The sequence below is a fragment of the Photorhabdus akhurstii genome (assembly GCF_018448925.1).
Lineage (GTDB): Bacteria > Pseudomonadota > Gammaproteobacteria > Enterobacterales > Enterobacteriaceae > Photorhabdus > Photorhabdus akhurstii.
Window position 1 is genome coordinate 99,309 of the sequence record NZ_RCWE01000002.1, and the last position, 22,254, is coordinate 121,562.

Here is a 22,254-nt window from a genome sequence, read left to right on the forward strand (position 1 = left end):
TGATTAAGATTTGCATTGGTTAACGATTGTATATATATTCTTTATGCCATCAATCGTTAACTTGAGGTGCATTATGCAAACTGTATATAGGAAAACTAAAGTCAATAATAACGCGACGGCACCTCATCATGAGTACGATGACGCTGATGTAGCGGCTGATCGCCTTGAGAATATTATTAAGGAGCTGGCTGATGGTATTCGCAGTAAGGGTAAGGCTAACATCAAGCGCCAGCTAGCGTTGCCGGATAATCAGTTTCTGATGAATATGTTGTTTTTGGCGATACCAGCACGAGCGCTTGCCGAACTGACGCCGGAAAAGAAGAGGTTACTCAATCGTGTGCGTAGCCGCGCGCGCTTTTTTGACAACGTGCGTGAAAACGGTGGTGTGTTAAATTCTGCCGAGGTAGCGAGTTTGCTAGGTGTCAGTAAAGTAACAGTTAAAAAGAAAAAGGACACCGGTAAATTACTGGCCTTGGAATACGATGGTGAGTTTATTTATCCGGCTTTTCAGTTCACCGATGATGAAAGTAAAGGCGAAAAAGGTGTGCTCAGGGGGGTGACGGAGATCTTGTTTCATCTTAATCACGTTAGCGGTGTGATGCAGTACGGATTTTTCGTGCAGAAACGTAATGTACTGGATCACCGTTTACCAGAAGGTCAAGAGTTCACGGTTATTGCTTTACTGAGAGAGGGTGTTTCGGATGATAAGCTTCAACAGATAATCCGTTTAGCCAAGTTGTTTGGCACTCAAGATGCCGCATAGAAATATAGAAGCATAGTAAAAAGAGAGGGAACGGGCACATACCGGCTCCCCCTTTTGTTATATTACTGGGATATCCAGGTCGTTCACCAGGATATCTTCGGCAATTTCTCCTTCATGCTCAAATTCCCTAAGCACCTTGAGTTCCTCGGTGCGTATCATGCCTTTACCCGAAGGATCGTCATGCCAGAGCACGATGCATGGCTCAAGCGTAACGTTGGACATGTAGGCAAGTCCATCCGCGTGCGGTGACAGCTTCGCCGCGAGTTGCTGCGTGATCCGGTAGTCTGTGCCGGTTAGCTGATGGGCGGTGATGTGCATTTTCGGCGCAAGCCGGGTAATGTCTACAATACGTAACTCTTTCTCTGTCACTAATGTCGCCATATGGTACCCATCCAGTTCCCGGTCTGTAATGGCTGGCAGACGTTGAAACACCTCCTTCATCGATGTTCTTGGCGAGTTGGCAAGATATAAATTACCAATTGTGCCGTTCGTTAACCCGTACCGGGTATGCCCTCCATCGCGGTTAAAGAATACGCCGCTGCCTCCGTGTTCACCCTCTTGTAGTCGGTAAAAAATTGTGCCGACTGAGATGATAATGATACTTTGCGTAATTTTATCGATGGTGAGGGTGGCTAACTGCTGCTTTGACACTGAGTCAGGGCTTGCCTCTGATTTTGTTACCACTGAACACTCCTGTATTCTTGCCTGTTTCAGCCATATGTTGCCTCCGGTTTTATTACATTAACTGGACAGTGAAGACACGCAATGCTGTGTATCTATCCAGTTATGTCAGTATATTACAGACAACGGGGCAGGGTATATGTTTTGATACAGAAAATGATTGAAAAATGTACCTCATTGTATGCTGTCAGTTAGCCGTGAGAATATGCGGTAGGACAATATTAATGTATTCATTGTTGATGTACTCATTCACGAGAATAATATGAGATATTTATTATTTTATTTTAATCTAATTGCGCTTATGTATTATTAATATAATAATTGAATTCATATGCTATGAAATAAAAAATTGCGCAATAATTAAAGCTATTATTTTTATTTTTTTTATACAATGATATGCTTTATTAAACAGAATAATGAGTTAATGGTAAATAAATCCTCAGAATTTATCATGATATTACAGACGAATGTGATGTGAAAAATTATTTTATAGGCTGATTGATAGTATAATGGTATTAAAATAACAATATATTTGCTCATGGATATTTATCATCGGTTTTATTACCTGGGGAAAATAATCCATCAATTAGTTTTACATAATTCACAAATGGCGATTCAAATAAGCAGAAATATTGAAAATACTTATTTATGATTATGGTGATATATCTTCATTAGCCTACTTTTATAACTAGAAAAATTGACATTTTCAATCCATGTATGAATGGTAACCAATATGCAGATAGCTCAAAGAGTTGTTATTACAGGTATGGGAGCGGTAACACCGATTGGTGAAGATGTTGAATCATGTTGGCAAAGTATTATGGAGAAACAGCATCGATTTCACAGAATTGAATTTCCCGACTCATTCATTAATTCACGTTTCTTTTCCTTCCTTGCACCAAACCCATCCCGTTATCAGTTATTACCAAAAAAGTTGACTCATACGCTTTCAGATTGCGGAAAAGCAGCGTTGAAGGCGACTTATCAAGCTCTTACGCAAGCATTTGGTGTGAACATATCACCTGTTGAATATTATGATAAATACGAATGTGGAGTGATCCTTGGCAGTGGTTGGGGAGCTATCGATAATGCTGGAGATTATGCCTATCAATATAAGAAAGCTAAATTAGCTCATCCTATGAGTAATCTCATCACTATGCCAAGCGCCATGACGGCGGCATGTTCAATTATGTATGGGCTGCGTGGTTATCAGAATACTATGGCGGCCGCCTGCGCAACGGGCACAATGGCAATAGGTGATGCCTTTGAAATTATTCGCTCAGGACGTGCGAAATGTATGATTGCCGGAGCCTCTGAATCACTTACTCGGGAATGTAATATTTGGAGTATTGATGTACTGAATGCATTATCAAAAGAGCAAACGGACCCAAATCTCGCATGTTGTCCATTTAGCCTTGATCGCTCAGGGTTTGTATTGGCCGAAGGAGCGGCGGTGGTTTGTCTGGAAGATTATGATTCGGCCGTCGAACGTGGTGCGACGATTCTGGCGGAAATTAAAGGTTACGCTCAATATTCAGATGCCACTAATTTAACTCGGCCAATAGAAGATATTGAACCTAAAATATTAGCGATAACCAAAGCTATTGAACAGGCACAGATTTCGCCGGAAGATATTGACTATATTAATGCTCATGGCACTTCTACACCGTTAAATGATCTTTATGAAACCCAGTCAATTAAAGCAGCGCTGGGGCAGCATGCTTATCAGGTTCCCATATCAAGTACAAAATCTTATACCGGTCATCTTATTGCTGCGGCCGGCAGCTTCGAAACTATTGTATGTGTAAAGGCATTAACTGAAAATTGCTTGCCGGCGACATTGAATTTGCATCGGGCCGATCCAGATTGTGACCTTAATTATTTACCTAATCAACATTGCTATACCGCTCAACCAGAAATAGCGCTCAATATTAGTTCAGGTTTTGGGGGGCATAACGCTGCGTTGGTTATCTCTAAGGTAGGGTAACTGATATGTTGATTTTTGAAATAGAAGATATTGAACATTGGTCGAATTTCTCTGGGGATTTTAATCCTATCCATTATCCAGCGAAAAGTAAGTCTTTACACAATATGCAGCAACATCCGGTGCAGGGGATGTTGAGCCTGCTATATGTGCGGCAACAGTTCTCTCAATTAACTTCAGCTTTTACAACGGGAATATTGAACATTGATGCGTCGTTCCGTCAACATGTTTATACCGCATTACCACATCAATTGAGAATTGATACTAAAAACAAAACGTTTAAATTGGAAAACCCTGGCAAAGAAAGCACGTTGTTCGGCAATACCAGCGTAGAAAATACAGTGGAGTCAATTGAAGATTGGATCGTTCAGGATAATTGTCAAAGGTTAACAATAACAGGAGAAGAAATTTGTGAAAAGTATGCTGCCTTTAGATGCTATTTCCCAAGTGTTACTTCTGTTGGCTGGTTCCTGGATGGGCTTGCTTTTCATCTTGTCATTAATTCGACAAGATTTCTTAATTTTGAGCACTACCATTTTAATCAGTTACAGGATTACCTAAATCAATCTTATACTTTGCATACTGGGCAAGGGATTAAAATAAAGAAAATGGTTGTTAATAGTACACTATTATCATCTTCACCGGATATCTGTATTGAATTAAATCCACCATTAATAATTAAGAATGGCCCTAAAGACTATATTCGTATTTTTCATTGTCGATGTTTATATGATAAAGAACCTGTTTTCGTGTCAAAGATTTCAATTGTCTCTAAAATGAAATAAAAGGAAAGCGAAATGCCAACACAAAATGATATTTTTACTAAGATAAAGAATAGAATATTAGTGATGAAGGATATCGAAGAGGGTGAAATAACACCAGAATCTTCTTTTGTTTCGCTTAAATTTGATAGCCTTGACTATGTGGAAATTCAGGTTTTTGTATTGGAGATGTATGGTATTAGTATTAAAGCTGAACTTTTTTCAAATCATTCTATTTTAACATTAAATGAACTTACGAATTATATAGAGTCTAATTTATAAACTGAGATTTTAATTTTCATCATTATACCACCTCGTCGAGAGGTGGTCGTTTACTCTAACCCTATTTTTACTATTAACATTTAGAGGTTATAATGAACATTCTAGAAAAAGGTAAAATTGCTGCTTTATATTCAGCCTATACAGAGACAGAAGGTTCTTCGTGGGTTGGAAATTTGTGCTGTTTCTCAATTGATCGAGAGCATTTGCCTATTGTCGTGAATGGGCGTCGTTTCTTGATTGAATTTGTTATTCCAGACCATTTACTTGATAAAACGGTTAAACCCAGAATATTCGATTTGGATATCAATAAACAATTTATACTGCGTCGTGACTATCGTGAGATAAATATTTATCTTTTAGGTAAAGGAAATTTTATGGATAGAACGACGACAGACAGAAAATTGTTCGAATTAAATGAAGATGGAACACTGTTTATTAAGACATTGCGCCATGCTCTTGGTAAATATGTTTCTATTAATCCTTCAACTACACAATTTATCTTTTTTGCACAAGGAAAATACAGTGAGTTTATCCTGAACGCCTTGAAGGAATTTGAAGATGAATTGTCAAAACGCTATCGCGTCAGAATTATTCCTGAGTTGCAGGGGCCATATTATGGCTTTGAACTTGATATTATTTCTATTACAGCTTAATTCACAAGATTGGAGGATATTATGGCAAAGAAAATCACAACATTTACTATTGAGAAAACTGATAACCGTTTTTATGCTAATGGACGTCATCAATCTATGGTGAAGATTTTTGTACTCAAACAGGAATATAAGAACAATAATTGGGTAAAGGTAGCGCTGAGTGATGCTGAAAAAAGATCGATTCAGGTGGCGGCATTAAGTGATAGTCTGAGCTATGATCAATTAAGAATGCCGTCAGGATGGAAAACAACAGATGTTCGAGATAAATATGACTTCGGATTATTGAATAGTACTTATAATGCTGTCTTTGATGAACCGATTACAAGTTATGCTGGAGATTGCGGTACAAGCGAAAATCATCAACAGAGTTTGGATGTTAAGAGTGTGCCTGAAATTATCTATCGTTATGTAAGTAGCAGTAAAACAGGAATAGAACAGTTGATGGCAAAAATGACATTCGAAGATACAGTGGGGAAACGTACACTAACAACTAATATGTCAGTTGGTGATGATGTTTTTGACAGTAAGATTTCATTAGAAGCTATTGCACCTTATGAAATTAATGCCAATCAGTTGCATGAGGAGATAGATATATTATTCGATGAGGAAGAAAATCCTACAAAATCGGATACCCATCACCAGACAATTAATCTTTACAAATGGACGCTACCCTATCGTTTGAGGGTTTTTGACGGTAATGACAGGACTGTTAATAGAGTATATGAGCTTGGTAAAGACTCATCAGATAATAGGTTTCTGACAAGAGGAAGGGTATTTAAACGAGGAAGTTCAAGGGTAAATGCTCGTGATAATATGCAGGGTGGATGTATTATGAACTATGATTATACTGTGACTGTTCCAGACACTCAGCTTGCGGCTGAAGTACTCCATGTTACAGGATGTTCATGGACAAGTGACTATTTTAATAAACACCATGATATCACTATTATTGATAATTACGGTTGTCAACATAAATTTAGGATATCACCTAATGATGAAGGACGTGAACTGAGAATAACGCGAATATAAGTTAAATTCCTTCCTTTACCTACTATTGCTGGTAATCAATTATACGTTTACCAGCAATTTGATAAATATTATTGAAATATATCTCTTATTGCATGAGAATGAGTTGATAATAATATTTAACCTAAAATAATGGAAATTTAATATGAAAGTTAACGATATATATTCCAATGCATTTAATTTTGGATCTTATATTAATACCGGTGTCGATCCCAGAACAGGTCAATATAGCGCAAATATCAATATTATCACGTTAAGACCAAATAATGTCGGTAATGTTGAGCAGGTTCTTAATCTATCATTCTCGCCATTAACAACGTTAAATAATGGGTTTGGGATTGGATGGCGATTTTCATTAACAACATTGGATGTAAAAACACTCACATTTAGCCGGGCAAATGGAGAGCAATTTAAATGTAAGCCATTGCCGCCTAATAATAATGATATTAGCTTTAAAGATAAAAAGTTAAAAGATTTGCGCGTATATAAACTCGATAGCAATACCTTCTATGTTTATAACAAAAATGGCATTATAGAAACACTGAAACGAATTGGATCGAGTGACATTGCAAAAACGGTGGCGCTTGAATTTCCTGATGGTGAAGCATTTGATTTAATTTATAATTCAAGATTTGCATTATCCGAAATAAAATACCGTGTGACGGGTAAAACTTATCTTAAACTCAATTACTCTGGAAATAATTGTACATCAGTTGAATACCCAGATGATAATAATATCTCAGCCAAAATTTCATTCGATTATCGTAATGATTACCTTATTACTGTGACTGTACCTTATGATGCTTCTGGTCCTATTGATTCTGCCAGATTTAAGATGACCTATCAGACATTAAAAGGAATATTTCCGGTTATTAGTGCTTTTCGTACACCAACAGGTTATGTTGAACTGGTGAGTTATAAAGAGAATGGGCATAAAGTAACGGACTCGGAGTCTATTCCTTATGCTGCGGCATTGATTATTCAACCGGGTAATGGGCAACCCGCGATCAGCAAATCCTATGAATATAGTTCAGTACATAATTTCTTGGGCTATTCTTCTGGTCGGACAAGCTTTGATTCTAGCCAGGATAATTTGTATCTGGTTACAGGGAAATATACCTATTCATCCATTGAACGGGTTTTAGATGGTCAAAATGTCATTTCAGTAACAGAAAGAGTGTTTAATAAATTCCATTTAATGACCAAAGAAGCGAGAACGCAAGATAATAAGAGAATTACAACAGAAATTACTTATAATGAAGATCCGTCAAAAAGTTTCTCCGAGCAACCAGAAAATTTACAACAACCATCTCGGGTATTAACGCGTTATACAGACTTACAGACCAATACTTCACGAGAAGAGACGGTTAATATTAAAAGCGATGATTGGGGAAATACTCTACTTATTACTGAGACCAGTGGGATACAGAAAGAATACGTTTATTATCCGGTGAAGGGTGAAGGTAATAATTGTCCTGCCGATCCATTAGGTTTTTCCCGATTTTTAAAATCAGCTACGCAAAAAGGATCGCCTGATGCCGCTCAAAGTGTCGCAAATAGAGTGACTAATTACACATATCAAAAATTGCCCACTTTTACAGGTGCTTATATAAAGGAATATGTCAGCAAAGCTTCAGAAACCATAGATAGTAAAATAGTGAGAACCTTTAGCTATGTTAATTCACCGACGAGTAAATCTCATGGATCGTTAGCGAAAATAACGTCGGTAATGAATAACCAACAAACGGTGACAACATTTAAATATGAATATTCCGAAAATGAGATGACCACAAACTCTACAGTGACGGGGTTTGATGGCGCGCATATGGAATCGAAAAATGTGACCTCTATTTATACACATCGGCAGCTTCGTAAAGTTGATGTGAACCGTGTGATTACAGATCAGTCTTATGATCTTTTGGGCCGAATTACAGGTCAAATTATTGACCCTGGCACGACAAAAGAAGTTAAACGTAATTATGTTTATCAATATCCCGGTGGGGACGAAAATGATTTTTGGCCGGTGATGATAGAAATTGATTCCCAAGGTGTCAGGCGTAAAACCCATTACGATGGACAGGGGCGTATTTGTTCGATTGAAGAACAAGATGATGATAGTACTTGGGGAACATCGGGAATTTATCAAGGCACATATCGCAAAGTGCTTGCCAGACAATATGATGTTTTGGGGCAATTGATTAAAGAAATTTCAAATGATTGGTTATGGGATTTATCTGCTAATCCTTTGACTCGTCTGACTACTCCTTTGGTGACAACGAAAACCTATCAATATGATGGTTGGGGAAATCGTTACAGCACTGAATACAGCGATGGTCGGATAGAACTGGAAATCCATGACCCGATTACGAGGACAATTATTCAAGGGGTCAAAGGATTGGGGATGTTAAATATTCAGCAAAATAGCTTTGAGCAACCGGCCTCAATCAAAGTTGTGTATCCTGATGGTGTGATATATAGCACTCGCACCTATCGTTATGATGGATTTGGCCGTACGGTGACTGAAACTGATGCGGAAGGTTATGCTACCCAGATTGAATACGATGTATTTGATCGTATAGTGAAAAAAACGTTGCCAGACAGAACAATATTAGAATCCGCTTATGCAAGCTTTAGCCATGAAGAATTGATTTCTGCGCTGAACGTGAATGGAACACAATTAGGTTCATTAGTTTATGATGGTCTTGGGCGAGTAACCAGCGATACGGTGGGTGGCCGTAAAACCGAATATTTATATGGTCCTCAAGGTGATAAACCTATTCAGTCTGTCACTCCTGCGCATAATAAACAAAACATTGATTATCTTTACTCTCTCGGCAGTGTGATGTCCAAATTTACCACAGAGACGAGCCAACAAAACTTTCGTTATCACCCGAAAACGGGGGCATTATTATCTGCGTCAGAGGGAGTATCCCAGAGTAATTACAGTTATTTCCCATCGGGTGTATTACAGCACGAATCGCTTTCTCGGGATAATAAACCCGTTTCATCGGGCGATTACCGTTATACGATGTCCGGCTTGATTCAGCGTCATAGAGATAGTTTTGCTCATGATCATGTTTATAGTTATGACGGACAAGGGAGATTAGTTAAAACAGAGCAGGGCTCACAATACGCTACATTTGAATATGACAATGTTGGACGGTTGATAACAACGACAACAAAAGACGCAACATCATTATCCCAATTAGTTACAAAAATCGAATACGATGTTTTTGATCGAGAAATAAAACGCTCGCTAATTAGCGACTTCTCAATACAAGTAATGACTTTAAGCTACACAAAGAATAATCAAATTAGTCAACGTATCACCTCCGTCGATGGGGTGGTTATGAAAAATGAACGTTATCAATATGATAGTAATCAACGCTTAAGCCAGTACCAATGCGAAGGGGAGCAATCTCCGGTTGATCATACCGGGCGTGTGTTAAATCAACAGATTTATCATTATGACCAATGGGGAAATATTAAACGGATTGATAATACATATCGAGATGGTAAGGAAACAGTGGACTATCATTTCAGTCAAACTGATCCAACTCAACTTATTCGTATTACCAGCGACAAACAGCAAATAGAGTTAAGTTATGATGCCAACGGTAATCTGACGCGCGACGAAAAAGGGCAGACGCTTATTTACGATCAGAATAATCGCTTGGTACAGGTTAAAGATAGTAAGGGTAATCTGGTATGCCAATATCAGTATGATGCGTTGAACAAATTAACCGCACAAGTTTTAGCGAATGGTACGATGAATCGTCAGTATTATGCATCAGGTAAAGTGACGAATGTTCAATTAGGAGATGAAACCATTACCTGGTTGAACAGCGATAAGCAACGGCTTGGTCATCAGAGTACCAAGAACGGCCAGTCGGTCTACTATCAATATGGTACTGACCATAATAGTACGGTTGTAGCCAGCCAAAACGAAAACGAGTTGATGGCTTTATCCTACACCCCTTATGGCTTTAGGAGTTTAATTTCTTCATTACCGGGTTTGAATGGTGCGCAGATCGATCCGGTAACAGGATGGTATTTCTTAGGTAACGGATATCGTGTTTTCAACCCGGTTCTCATGAGGTTTCATAGCCCCGACAGTTGGAGTCCTTTTGGTCGGGGAGGGGTTAATCCCTACACTTATTGCCAGGGCGATCCCATAAACCGGATTGATCTGAACGGTCATCTTAGTGCCGGCGGGATATTAGGCATTGTGCTAGGGGCAATTGGTATCATTGTGGGCATTGTGTCACTGGGAGCTGGCGCGGCAATTAGCGCAGGTTTAATTGCCGCAGGGGGCGCTCTGGGGGCGATTGCTTCTACCAGTACACTTGCAGTTACTGCGACTGTCATTGGATTGGCGGCTGATTCGATAGGGATTGCGTCAGCGGCATTATCGGAAAAAGATCCGAAAACAGCCGGAATATTAAATTGGATTAGTGCGGGGTTGGGGGTTTTAAGTTTTGGCATCAGCGCAATAACCTTTACCTCTTCGCTGGTAAAATCGGCACGGAGTGGTTCTCAAGCGGTCAGCACGGGTGTTATCGGGTCAGTACCGATTGAATTTGGTGAAATTGCCAGTCGTTCTAGCAGACGCTGGGATATTGCTTTATCCACGGTGTCATTGAGTGCGAATGCCGTGGCACTCTCTACCGGAATAGCAGCTTCCGCTGTGGCGGATAGTAATGCGAATGCGGCGAATATCTTGGGATGGGTCTCTGTGGGTTTTGGCGCTGTGTCAACAACCTCGGGGCTAATCAACCTTGCACGTACTGCTTATGCAGTGAATCATCATACTTGGGAACTCAGTTCGTCGGCAGGCACTTCTGAAGGAAGCGAAGCCTATACTTTATCTCGTCTTACGCAATTGGAGCCGGAAGCGGTAAATGTTCACCCATCTATTCGAGCCGTTGAAGTGAATCAAGCATTTCGAAATAGTACCGGAAATCTATTTAGTCAATCGTCTGTTGAAACCCGTAATGTGTTGCGAGGCCGTTTGACCATATAAAGATTCTGCGGGCTGAACGAAATAATAACCAAGGGGCGACATGGATGCCGCCTTAGTTCTTTCTTTCGGGAGAGTCATGGTTTTATCAATCATGACCTGTGACGGTTTTTCAAGATTTGTTTCAGGAAGAAGCTCGATCATCACCCGGAAAAGTGGTAGCCCCTTGTAGAGCGACTGTTATCAAGTCTCCCCGCTTGACTCCCAGTCTCCTGAATCAGCTAGTTCATTTATCGCGTTTTCTAATAGTGTATCCGTTTCCTTGTCCTGTGTTGCCATAGCCAGACGGCTTTGACGCCGACACTCTTCTTTAAAATGAGGAAGGCGTGTATCAGGCACCCATATTTGAACGGGCCTTAATCCTGACATCCTGAGCTGTTGTCTGTGTTTTCTGACACGATCTGCAACCTTATTCATACTTCACCCTCGTGACATGTAACGATGTCTATAATATAACCAAAAAAACGTTACATGCGACACGTTAGTAAAAATTGTTGTAAATTTTCTCTCAATGTAGGCAGAGATATCGAGTTAAAATCCCAAAAAGTTTTTAAGGTATTAATCCGGTGTATTCTCGTTACTCGATTTCCTGTTTATTCCCACATGGGAATAATCTTCCTGTATATTATTTTAATATTGATATCAGTGTTGATAATAATTTTTCAGCAGGTGAATATTTTGGGCTTATCCTAAATAAATTTCGGTATTTTACTATCTCCTTAATCATCTTGTTATTTTCTTAGCAATGTGATGAATATGAAGTGATTTTGATCGTGGAATATTAGCGGTAATCAGATTATGGCATTATACTGTGAAAAAGAGATAATAAACAAGGTTGGGGCTATTGAGCCAAGTAAATCAATTAAAAAATGAGGCACAATGATGACTAATATTTATGTAAACAAATATGCTCCAAATGGTATCGTGATGAAATTCCCATTGGCACCCGATAGAAAGATAGAGAAGTGGAAGGCGGAGAATTTGAATTTTCGCATTGGTACTCCAGGATTTATATGGTTGAATGGCCAGAATATTTCAGAATTTCGCAACTTATTTTGTTATCCAAATATTTCAAATCTTTATCTTGCATTTACATTTAAAGCCCAGTTTTTCACTCCACGAAATTTTACCGCAGAAATGTCTAGGGAGAAGCCAACTCAAGATTGGTTTTTCAATAATGGGGAATATGTTGAGAACGGTTTTGATAATTTTGGCATATATTCCGATGATACTGGTGCCGGAGAGTACAGCATAAATTTAATTGAACCCTGTTGTTATATTATAAAAGAGGGTGAATTGAGTTATAGTGGTAAAGGTTCTATCTTTCCAAATCTATCTTTTTTTGTGAAAAACAAAGTGAGTTCAAATTTTTTAGCAAATTTAATTTCTACTGATTTTCAAGTTATTATTAATTAGTGAATGGTTTGGTTATATACCCAATGGATTTCAAGATGCGTCGCGACGGTAAGGGAGCGAATCCCCGGGAGTATAGATAACTATGTGACCGGGGTGAGTGAGTGCGGCTCATTCTCTCTTTTCTATTATCTTGCCTCTGGAAGTTTGGCGAGTTTAAACCCTAAAAGTAGGGCCAAAAAGAGAAGAATAGCAATAAATAAAACAACGCCATTCCAACCTGATTGGAGCCAAAATATACCACCAAAAGTACCAACCACACTTGAACCAAAGTAATAACAAAACAGATAAAGGGAAGATGCTTGTGCTTTGGCCCGTCGCGCCCGACGTCCGACCCAACTGCTGGCAACAGCATGTGCGGCAAAGAAACCAAAAGTAAGGATTATCATCCCAATGATAATCATCACCGCAGATGAAAATAGGGTAATAAGCGTACCGATTAGCATCATACTTATCGTCGCGATCAGCACTTTTCCAAGCCCATATTGATGGGTTAATGTGCCAACTTTAGAGGCGCCGTATGTCCCTGCCAAATAAACAATAGATAACATGCCGACAATTGATTGATTAAAGTGATAGGGTGAGTCTAATAAACGATAACTTATGTAATTAAATAGGGTAACAAAGCCGCCCATGAGTAAAAAGGCTTCAAAAAACAGTAATGGCAATCCTTTATCACGAAAATGTAATCTCAAATTGATTAATAAAGATTTAGGCTTGAGAGAGCTTGGCCTAAAATGTCGCGATTCAGGCAACATACGCCAAAACATCATTGCCGCAATTAATGCTAATAAACCTAGTACGATAACAGAAACCCGCCATGAGAAATAATCAGTGATAACACCTGATATTAATCGCCCACTCATGCCGCCAATAGAATTACCACTAACATAAAGTCCCATTGATAAAGCAACAAAATTAGGGTGGATTTCCTCACTAAGATAAGTCATTGCAACGGCGGCTACGCCACTAAGAGACAAACCAACCAGAGCGCGTACAATCAGAATTCCATGCCAACTGGTTATATATGCACTGAGTAAAGTGAAAAGTGCAGCGGCAAATAGTGCCGTTACCATCACATTTTTACGGCCAATAGCATCAGACAGAGGGCCTGTGATTAATAAGCCTAATGCCAGCATGCCAGTTGAAAGGGATAAAGATAAACTACTGGTAGCGGGAGAAACGCCAAAATCATCCGACAACATGGGTAAGATTGGTTGAATGAAATAGAGTAGGGCAAATGCAGCTAATCCTACAGTAAAGAGTGACAATGTAACTTTAACATATAGAGGATCGCCTTTCTGGATATAACTTTTCTTGTTTTGAACATGTTGGACAAGATGATTATCAGGAGTCGGATTTTCACTGATACTATGGCTGGTACTCACATAATTTCCTTACTTAACTCATTAGCTAGCTGGTATTTTTATGGAGATCAAGCATATGAATTGCAAAATATTTTGTCTAATATATTAATCATTAATAATAATATGTATTAGATCTCAAAGGTGATTATGGCCATCGAATTACGGCATTTACGCTACTTTATTGCAGTGGCAGAGGAATTACATTTTGGTCGCGCGGCAGAACGGCTTAATATTTCACAGCCTCCGTTAAGCCAACAAATTCAATCACTTGAAAATAGTATAAATGCGCGGTTGTTAGAACGTGATAACCGGAATGTGAGTTTGACGCCGGCAGGTAATATGTTTCTGAAAGAAGCTTATCAGATCTTGGCTCAGGTTGATGCTGCTGCAACTAAAGCAGCAAGAATGCAAAAAGGAGAATTAGGTGAAATGTCTATCGGTTTCACTTCTACGACGCCTTTTATGCATAAAGTTACTCTGAGTTTACGGCAGTTTCGGGAACGTTACCCGGAAGTCGCTATTCATATGCATCAGATGAATACTAAACAACAGATTGCGCCATTACTGACTGGACGGATCGATGTCGGCATCATGCGTAATACTCAATTGCCGGATAATCTTGAGTATCGGCTATTATTTCGAGAACCTTTTATGCTTGCTGTTTATGATGGACATCCTTTGCTGCAATATGCTCCGCAGGGAATAAAGCTGGAAATGTTGGCAGGTTATCCGATGGTGCTTTTTGAACGCGAAGTAGGGACTGCTTTGTATGATGAAATCATCACATTACTTGCTCAAGCAGGTGTGACACCAATGATTTCACAGGAAGCAGGCGAAGCAATGACCATTCTTGGGCTGGTTTCTGCGGGATTAGGCGTCAGTGTTGTGACTGAATCTTTTACTCGCATGAAAGTGGATGGTGTCCAGTATATTCCATTAGTTGATAACCATCCTTGCTCTGAAGTCTGGTTGGTAAATCACAAGAATCGGCCAATATCGGCCGCGGCAGACAGGCTGATAAACCTACTCATATCTAATATATTAAATGGAAAAAGTAAGTAGAAATCAGCTAAATTTCGTGCTGAATATCACATATTTACTGAAAGAATCATACTTTTTGCCTAAAACCTCGACATAATCAGCCAACAATTATTTTGAAACATGAATTAATTAGAGCGTAAAAGGGTAAATAATGGATGGACAACCAGGGCATATTGATCAGATAAAACAGATTAATATTGGTACTGTTTATCGGTTAATTGATCAATATGGTCCAATTTCCCGTATTGAGCTATCCAAAAAAGCTCAACTTGCTCCAGCCAGTATTACTAAGATTGTCCGCGAATTGGTCGATGCGCACTTAGTCATGGAAACGGAATTTCTGGATTTAGGATTCAGAGGGCGTCCGGCGACCGGATTGAAGCTTGATTCTGAAAGTTGGCATTTCCTGTGTGTCAGCATTAACTTGGGAAGTTTAATATTGGGACTGCGTGATTTAAGCAGCAAGTTAATTGTTGAAGATGTATTGCCATTACCGGTCAACAAGGAAAAATCCTTTTTAGATAGTATTATTGATGAGATTGATGCATTTTTCGGCCGCTATCAATCTCGTCTTGAGCGTCTGACGGCAATTAGCATGACTATAAATGCCATTGTTGATCCGACCAAGGGTTTAATCCACAGTTTCCCTTATTACCAGATTCAGGAATTACCAATAGGCGAATATCTGCATCGTCGTACGGGATTACCGGTATTTCTTCAACATGAAACAACCGCCTGGACAATAGCTGAATCATTATATGGAGCGGCAAAAAATTGTCAGAATATTATCCAAATGGTCATTGATGAACATGTTGGCATTGGCGTGATTATTGAGGGACAAACATTACATGCTGGCAACCGCGGTGTAATGGAGATAGGGCATATTCAGGCTGAACCTGATGGTAAACGCTGCTATTGTGGGAATTTGGGGTGTTTGGAAACGGTTGCGGGTATCAGCCATATTTTATCCAGAGCAAAACAGCAGTTGACGGTGCTACCAGATTCTTTACTGAACTGTGAACCACTGACTATTGAATCATTCTGTCAGGCGGTTAATAACGGCGATACTTTGGCAATGGATATTATTCGTGATATCGGGGTGAAAATTGGTCATATTATCGCAATTATGGTTAATTTATTTAACCCAGAAAAAATTTTGATAGGTTCTCCCCTTAATGCTTCACAGCAAGTTTTGTATCCGGTGATTAATGAATGTATTCAACGATACTCTTTACCTGCTTATAGCAAACAGATTGAGTTAGTTGCGACAAAATTCAATAATTCAGGCACATTATCTGCGGTAGCATCAGTTAAAAAAGCTTTATATGATGGTTCATTATTGATCAATTTAATGAAGGGATAATATGCTTGATAGTGGTTCTCTGGTTGTAATATTAACTTTATATCGTTTTTTGGCTAAATTGACGCAGCAATTAAACAAAACATTGAGCTAACGCAATCTCCCTTATCTTTGTATCCTCTAGACTTAAGCGCTCATTAACCGGATTTCATCTGTCATTATGGAAAACAGAATTTATGTTAACGCGCCTATTTGTTACGGGGACAGATACCAACATAGGTAAAACAGTTGTTACCCGTGCATTATTACAAGTTTTTAATCGTGACGGAGCAACGGCAGTAGGGTATAAACCTATAGCCACAGAAGGGTATGAAACAGAAGAAGGTATGCGTAATCGAGATGGCGTAATTCTACAAAACTCTTCTCCCGTTCCGCTTAAATATGAAGAAATTAACCCAGTTATCTGGAAAAGCAGGTATTGTGAAGGCAATCAGGTTGATTTCGAGCAGATGAAAAAAGGATTGAATAATCTTAGTAATAAATCAGATCGCGTTATTATTGAAGGTAACGGTGGCTGGCGTGTATTACTGGATGATGAAACTTTTTATTTTGATTGGGTGATTCGGGAAAAAATCCCGGTCATTTTAGTTGTTGGTATTCAGCCAGGCTGTGTAAATCATTCAATTTTAACTTCGCAGGCAATAATAAATGATGGGTTGCAATTAGTCGGGTGGGTAGCTAACAGAATTAATCCTGGTTTATCGCACTATACGAAAGTGATGGATAGGTTACGCCGTCACATTAATGCGCCACAGTTAGGTGAAATTCCTTATATTTTACGCCCCGAAGAGAAAGATTTATCCTGCTACTTGGATGTCGCCACTATATTTAAACAAGTTGGGGGAAGTGAGAGTGAAGTTGGTATAGAGAGCCAATATACATAAATATACCCGTAATCATTGAAGATGCTTGATTTTATCCGAAATGGAGATCATTACCTTCCTCCATTTTGGATATATATCATTTAATAACTCATTAATCTACATAAAATATTACTATAATGAGTTATAATTTTATATTAATTAGAATTTAGTTAATTTTCTGTCTAATTATTTTGTGTTTTTTATAAACCGTGATCTTGGTTTTTTTCTGATAAAAGCGATAATTTTTGAATTCACTTATATAAATCACACAAGGATGTAATATATACTGAAAAAATACATAAAAAAATGTGCATATATGCTGTGACAGTCTATCTTATAAATACCATTCGTAATTATGGTCTGATTGGGAAGGAGGTTGTTATGACGATAAGGCAAGGTTGGGCACCGCCATTAACATGGGGACCGTGGGTTGACATTAGGATCATTTACAACGCTTAAAGTTGAGCCTATGGTTTGCTTTTTTTGATGGATAAATGAAACACAAGAGTAGCAACCATAGGCTTTTCATTAATTCAAGGATCTAAGAATTCCATCTGACAATGATTTCGATTCTATTGCTTGATGGAAGCCTTCTTCTGGATGAATCATAGAAACTAGTCTGGTTTTTATGACTGGCTTACCGTCAAAGTAAATAAACAACTCTTTCCCTAAGTTTCTTGCTAAAAAAAGTTTGAACCGGTCACTACAATTCAGTCCTTTTTTAACCTTAATAAAAATGTTATTAGCATTCACAGCTAAATCATCACCGACTTCTCCTACAGGAAGAGCTTGTTCTATACAAGGTTTGGATAAATGAAATGTTTCATTACCTGCGATGTAATCAAGAGAAAGTGGTTGTTTCTGCGAAACACACCCTGTAAGACCAAGGATAATAGACAGCGTAAGGATGAATTTAGTCATTCAGTTTGCCCTCATTGTTGACATTAGTATTCTCAATTATAGCTACCAAAATAAGTTATTTTATGCAAGTTATTTTTTTCTTTGTCGGTTTTATTAATTAAGAGCGGGTAAATTTATTAAAGAGTTCGGTTTTCTAATCAAGTACATTGTTTCCTGTGATCTTTTATCAGCAATGTTATCAGGGGAGCATCCTATGCTACTCCCTAATAATAAGATTATTTGCTTTTTTTATTTCTTCTTTTATTGCCGGCAGCAATATGAGCTTGTATCTCCTCTTGAGATAATGGTGTTTTAGCGGGTGATATTTGTGACGTAATATCAAAAATATTCCTATCATCGAATTCAGGATGGTTAATAAATGGCAAATATTAAAAAATTCATCTTATTGTGGATGGTGCGGGTGACAACAAAGCTCGTCTTGTGGAGGAGTAGGCTTATGTTAGCAACATTGAGTGACATTACCTTCCTTCATATAGCCCAAATTTAAACCCGATAGAACGATTATGGAAGGTTATGAATGAACCTGTTCGAAATAACCGTTATTTCGCTGATAAACATGAATTTCGAGACAAAGTATTCAAATTTTTTACCACAACGCTACCTGATATAGCGGACTCGTTGATGTCTGGAATTAACGACCATTTTCAGGTGCTAAAAACTGCATCTTGAAATCCATTGGGTATATAAGCAATCAATAAGAAAACCTCACTTGAGAAAAAGTGAGGTTTATCATTAACCTAAGATCTCAACCCGATATAATTGGCTTAATCTCTATTTACCACAAACACTTGTCATTTTTTTAACAAACCTAGGAATACCATCTATTCCATTATATGCAGATATTTGCATGCATTTTTTGTTAACATTAATGATAAAGAAATCACCTTTAAATAGTGCTCCGCTGTCATAGACTCTTGCATTTACAAAGATGGGGGCGTTGTATTCTTTAAGAACATGTGAATGTCCGACGAAAACAGCCATAACGTTGTATTTTTTAATCAGTGATTTAAATTTTTCTTTTTCAGCATAACTGCTGTTGGTAATAAAATGGTCATACCCATCATGAAAATTTAAAACTACAGCCTTTCCTCTTGTTTGAGCAGATTTAAGATCGCTTTCCAACCAATCAAGGGATTTTGTAATATAAACGGTTGGACTGATATAGTGGTTCAAATTGACGCTATAGGTAGGATAATTTTGCAATTGAACGTAATGAATATCACCAAAATCCCATGAATAAGATAAACTTCCTTTCCATGCTTCATGGTCATAATCATAGGAGAAATTATTCAGTTCTTTACTATAATCACTTATTCTCTCTGCCATATCAAATACTGCGGATCTGGCGCAGGCATTACGGCTGAAATCAAGATTTTCTGGTGAAGTACAATCATCAACATTATTTGCATAATCATGATTTCCTAATCCCATAAATAGTGGGAATTTGATTTTTGATGTATATATCTTATCAAGGCTTCTTCTGGTACTAGCACGTCCAAACTCGGTAAGATCACCATTAACGATGCCAAAAGCAAGATGATTGCTTTCATAAATACTATTGATACTGTTTGCTACTTTTTTATTTAATTCTTCCCACGGTTCTTTGTCGGCATTAGGATCACCTCTTTCAGGATCTAAACGCCACGGTTGGGGATCTGACATCACGGCAATTTTATAATTGCTATTGACATTTTGTTCAGTGAGATAAATATCAATCTTTATACCTGAAGAAGATGAGCTTTTAACTGTTTTCTCAACTTTATAATTAGCGGGTACTTCGGAGAGATAGATATTGTGGTTCTGAGCACCCCAATATGAAAGACTCCAGTGAATGTTTAACTTACCCTCACCATTGGGTAAACGATAAATAATTTTGCCTTCAGTGCCACTAAAAATCTTACCTTTTGAGGCAAATGAATCGCGACTATATGCGGATATTGATGACAATGGGCTTTCAATCCAACTTCCCCAAAGCAAGTCTATTTTTTCCGCCATTAATAAATGTGATGTATTATTATGCAAATAAATTTTTACATATTGCTCACTGCCGCTACCATTAAAAGTCTCGGTTTCTGTCTGATTTCCTGCGACAGCGTTACATCCTGATATAGCTAATGCTATTAAAAACACCATGATAGAGAGAATTTTCTTAGCGATAAGATCACTCATAACGGTCTCCTATTTTAAAATTTTAATATGATCTTTTGAGCAAATAAGATATTTAATTCACCATAATTATTCGGCAAATATTTATGTTTCAAAACGTTATGATATTAGAGTTGATTATTTGGATTGTCAGTTTTAAAAAAACTAATGGTTTACATATGAAACTATATTAGGGTTATCATGCAGGAACAACTTGTTATGGAAAACGCCACTAATGTTCTGTTCACCGAGAGATAATAGAAGGCCGAAGCGCATAGCCTCGACCTCTACTCATCAATGGTAAAATATTGGCGTAATATTTTCTCTGAACTGTATGTGTTTTCCTTCAGAAAGATGATGTGGGTCTATTTGGCGGTCGGATGAGGTTGAGATTGGTTTCCTTGCCGGGTATACACAATCTTTTTGGCATTATTTTCACAATGCCCAACGATTTTACTACCGGCTTGTTCAACGTGGTCATTAGCAACAATTTCCAATTTAAAGCCAGATTCCGGCACACCATTATTGATAATCTTCTGCGCAATTTGTTCTTTCACGCTTTCGCATGAAGCTTGTGCAGCAAGGGCAAATGGGGGTAGGGTAAAGAGCAATGCACTGCATAAAAGTGCTTTTTTCATCTTCATTATCATTACCTTTATATTACGGTCTGATAGGCATACCTGTATTGCTGTCTAAACAACGTTCGGTATTGGGTTCCCAGTAAGCATTGATATTGGTACTTTTCATACATGCATCACGAGCATCAATGGCTTTATCGATCTTGTCGAACTCTTTCTCGGCACGTTTATTAACCTTAGTGCGAAGATTTTTGGTTTCATCCCATTGTTCTTTGCTTTGACGGGCGGCTTCTTTATCGAGCACAGAATCTCCGCTGCCATTCACGGTGACACAGGTACTTCCGGCAGTACAAGTTGCCGCTAATGCCGGCGTTTGCCATAACAGTGGTATTGCCAGAGCGATAGCTGGCATAGCTTTTAATATCAAAGAATTACAAATATTCATCTTTTATCCTCTTGGAACTCTTGAAAGAGATGGAGCCAATTTAGATGGCACAATAAGAAACTATCAGATAGATAAATTATAAGATAGCAGCAAGATGTTCAACAAATTATCAAGAAGAATGTGATTATTCATTCCGATGTACACTAAGTCCAGCAAATGATTGGCAAACCGGCATCATTTCTAGTGTATTAATGTTGACATGGGCAGGTAAATTGGCGACCCAAAAAACAGCCTCGGCGACATCTTCAGCGGTTAATGCCTGAGTGCCATCGTAGGTTTTATTTACTTTATCATTGTCGCCTTTAAAACGGATTAAAGAAAACTCAGTTCCACCCACTAAACCGGGTTCTATATCAGTAACACGGATATTTTTTCCCTGTAAATCGGCTCGTAAGCCTAAACTAAACTGTTTGACGAAGGCTTTAGTTGCGCCGTAAACATTTCCACCGGAATATGGCCAACTTGCAGCGGTAGAACCGATATTAATAATATGCCCATGATTTCTTTCCACCATTCCGGGCAGCAGAGCATGGGTCATATTGACAAGCCCTTTGACGTTGGTATCAATCATTATTTCCCAGTCATCCAGGTTAGCCAGATGAGCAGGTTCTAATCCAAGCGCCAAACCTGCATTATTGACTAAAATGTCGATAGGACGGAGTGATTTTGGTAATTGTTCTACAACCTGGTTGATAGCTGCCCGATCAGTGACATCAAGTTGAACAAAGTAAAAGTTATCACCTAGTTCAGCTTTTAATTTTTCTAACCGTTCTTTACGTCGCCCAGTTGCAATAACTTTAGAACCGTTTTGAATGAATCTTCTGGCAATTGATTCACCAAAACCTGAAGTTGCTCCTGTCACAAAAACGATCATACAAAACCCCTTGTTTACTCGTACTGTTTCTCCCGCAGTAAATGGGGTTCTGTATTTTTAGTCAAGAGATGATTGAA

The 22,254-nt window shown here is 38.4% G+C and carries 19 protein-coding genes and 1 pseudogene; 12 read left to right on the forward strand and 8 right to left on the reverse strand.

What is annotated here, in order from left to right; translation table 11 throughout:
• The first annotated feature begins 73 nt into the window (after nucleotides 1-73).
• A complete protein-coding gene (locus tag EAE93_RS03130; protein ID WP_036806258.1) occupies nucleotides 74-763 on the forward strand; it encodes a hypothetical protein in 690 nt (229 codons plus the stop codon).
• 57 nt (nucleotides 764-820) lie between these two features.
• Here EAE93_RS03130 and EAE93_RS25000 read toward each other — a convergent pair whose 3' ends face one another.
• Nucleotides 821-1,447, reverse strand: coding sequence for an RES family NAD+ phosphorylase (locus EAE93_RS25000; protein WP_040150661.1), 627 nt, complete (start codon nucleotides 1,445-1,447; stop codon nucleotides 821-823).
• Between the two features lie 730 nt (nucleotides 1,448-2,177).
• Between EAE93_RS25000 and EAE93_RS25725 the strand changes: the two genes are divergently transcribed.
• The 6 genes from EAE93_RS25725 (at nucleotide 2,178) to EAE93_RS03165 (ending at nucleotide 11,173) form a co-directional block, all read left to right on the forward strand.
• Nucleotides 2,178-3,431, forward strand: coding sequence for a beta-ketoacyl-[acyl-carrier-protein] synthase family protein (locus tag EAE93_RS25725; protein WP_250150858.1), 1,254 nt, complete (start codon nucleotides 2,178-2,180; stop codon nucleotides 3,429-3,431).
• Between the two features lie 5 nt (nucleotides 3,432-3,436).
• The gene (locus EAE93_RS03145) at nucleotides 3,437-4,213 is read left to right on the forward strand and encodes a hypothetical protein (RefSeq protein WP_214039048.1); all 777 of its coding nucleotides are present in this window, start codon (nucleotides 3,437-3,439) and stop codon (nucleotides 4,211-4,213) included.
• A 12-nt stretch (nucleotides 4,214-4,225) separates the two neighbouring features.
• Nucleotides 4,226-4,471 carry an acyl carrier protein gene (locus EAE93_RS03150; protein ID WP_110086779.1) on the forward strand — a complete coding sequence of 82 codons (246 nt, stop codon included), beginning with the start codon at nucleotides 4,226-4,228 and terminating at the stop codon, nucleotides 4,469-4,471.
• A gap of 92 nt (nucleotides 4,472-4,563) precedes the next feature.
• Nucleotides 4,564-5,124 carry a hypothetical protein gene (locus EAE93_RS03155; protein WP_110086780.1) on the forward strand — a complete coding sequence of 187 codons (561 nt, stop codon included), beginning with the start codon at nucleotides 4,564-4,566 and terminating at the stop codon, nucleotides 5,122-5,124.
• A gap of 21 nt (nucleotides 5,125-5,145) precedes the next feature.
• Nucleotides 5,146-6,153, forward strand: coding sequence for a hypothetical protein (locus EAE93_RS03160; protein WP_214039049.1), 1,008 nt, complete (start codon nucleotides 5,146-5,148; stop codon nucleotides 6,151-6,153).
• Between the two features lie 142 nt (nucleotides 6,154-6,295).
• Entirely contained in the window at nucleotides 6,296-11,173 is a 4,878-nt protein-coding gene (locus EAE93_RS03165) for an RHS repeat domain-containing protein (protein WP_214039050.1), read from the forward strand.
• Between the two features lie 180 nt (nucleotides 11,174-11,353).
• On the opposite strand, the gene EAE93_RS03170 is transcribed toward EAE93_RS03165, so the two are convergent.
• Nucleotides 11,354-11,587, reverse strand: a complete 234-nt coding sequence (locus EAE93_RS03170; RefSeq protein ID WP_214039051.1) for an antitoxin MazE family protein — start codon at nucleotides 11,585-11,587, stop codon at nucleotides 11,354-11,356.
• Between the two features lie 462 nt (nucleotides 11,588-12,049).
• Here EAE93_RS03170 and EAE93_RS03175 point away from each other — a divergent pair, with 462 nt between their 5' ends.
• Nucleotides 12,050-12,586 (forward strand): hypothetical protein, encoded by a 537-nt coding sequence (locus EAE93_RS03175; RefSeq protein ID WP_040150675.1) that lies wholly within the window; start codon nucleotides 12,050-12,052, stop codon nucleotides 12,584-12,586.
• A 125-nt stretch (nucleotides 12,587-12,711) separates the two neighbouring features.
• Here EAE93_RS03175 and EAE93_RS03180 read toward each other — a convergent pair whose 3' ends face one another.
• Nucleotides 12,712-13,953, reverse strand: a complete 1,242-nt coding sequence (locus EAE93_RS03180) for an MFS transporter (protein WP_258165490.1) — start codon at nucleotides 13,951-13,953, stop codon at nucleotides 12,712-12,714.
• 144 nt (nucleotides 13,954-14,097) lie between these two features.
• Between EAE93_RS03180 and EAE93_RS03185 the strand changes: the two genes are divergently transcribed.
• The 3 genes from EAE93_RS03185 (at nucleotide 14,098) to bioD (ending at nucleotide 17,235) form a co-directional block, all read left to right on the forward strand.
• Nucleotides 14,098-15,012: a LysR family transcriptional regulator gene (locus EAE93_RS03185; protein WP_214039052.1), complete on the forward strand. Its 915-nt coding sequence runs from the start codon at nucleotides 14,098-14,100 to the stop codon at nucleotides 15,010-15,012.
• 130 nt (nucleotides 15,013-15,142) lie between these two features.
• On the forward strand, nucleotides 15,143-16,354 hold the full coding sequence (gene mlc, locus EAE93_RS03190) for a sugar metabolism global transcriptional regulator Mlc (RefSeq protein ID WP_214039053.1): 1,212 nt from the start codon (nucleotides 15,143-15,145) through the stop codon (nucleotides 16,352-16,354).
• 173 nt (nucleotides 16,355-16,527) lie between these two features.
• Entirely contained in the window at nucleotides 16,528-17,235 is a 708-nt protein-coding gene (bioD, locus tag EAE93_RS03195; RefSeq protein WP_214039054.1) for a dethiobiotin synthase, read from the forward strand.
• Between the two features lie 507 nt (nucleotides 17,236-17,742).
• On the opposite strand, the gene EAE93_RS03200 is transcribed toward bioD, so the two are convergent.
• Nucleotides 17,743-18,135 carry a hypothetical protein gene (locus EAE93_RS03200; protein WP_040150683.1) on the reverse strand — a complete coding sequence of 131 codons (393 nt, stop codon included), beginning with the start codon at nucleotides 18,133-18,135 and terminating at the stop codon, nucleotides 17,743-17,745.
• Between the two features lie 372 nt (nucleotides 18,136-18,507).
• Between EAE93_RS03200 and EAE93_RS03205 the strand changes: the two are divergent.
• Nucleotides 18,508-18,804: pseudogene (locus tag EAE93_RS03205) on the forward strand (transposase); the annotation flags it as partial.
• A gap of 102 nt (nucleotides 18,805-18,906) precedes the next feature.
• On the opposite strand, the gene EAE93_RS03210 reads toward EAE93_RS03205, so the two are convergent.
• The 4 genes from EAE93_RS03210 to ydfG all read right to left on the reverse strand — a co-directional run bounded on the left by EAE93_RS03210 (nucleotide 18,907) and on the right by ydfG (nucleotide 22,177).
• Nucleotides 18,907-20,304, reverse strand: a complete 1,398-nt coding sequence (locus tag EAE93_RS03210; protein ID WP_214039055.1) for a metallophosphoesterase — start codon at nucleotides 20,302-20,304, stop codon at nucleotides 18,907-18,909.
• 341 nt (nucleotides 20,305-20,645) lie between these two features.
• On the reverse strand, nucleotides 20,646-20,918 hold the full coding sequence (locus tag EAE93_RS03215; RefSeq protein WP_036775719.1) for a DUF1161 domain-containing protein: 273 nt from the start codon (nucleotides 20,916-20,918) through the stop codon (nucleotides 20,646-20,648).
• A 22-nt stretch (nucleotides 20,919-20,940) separates the two neighbouring features.
• Entirely contained in the window at nucleotides 20,941-21,303 is a 363-nt protein-coding gene (locus EAE93_RS03220; RefSeq protein WP_036775704.1) for a DUF1283 family protein, read from the reverse strand.
• A 124-nt stretch (nucleotides 21,304-21,427) separates the two neighbouring features.
• Complete coding sequence (gene ydfG / locus EAE93_RS03225; protein WP_036806211.1) at nucleotides 21,428-22,177, reverse strand: bifunctional NADP-dependent 3-hydroxy acid dehydrogenase/3-hydroxypropionate dehydrogenase YdfG; 750 nt, start codon at nucleotides 22,175-22,177, stop codon at nucleotides 21,428-21,430.
• Between the last annotated feature and the right edge of the window lie 77 nt (nucleotides 22,178-22,254).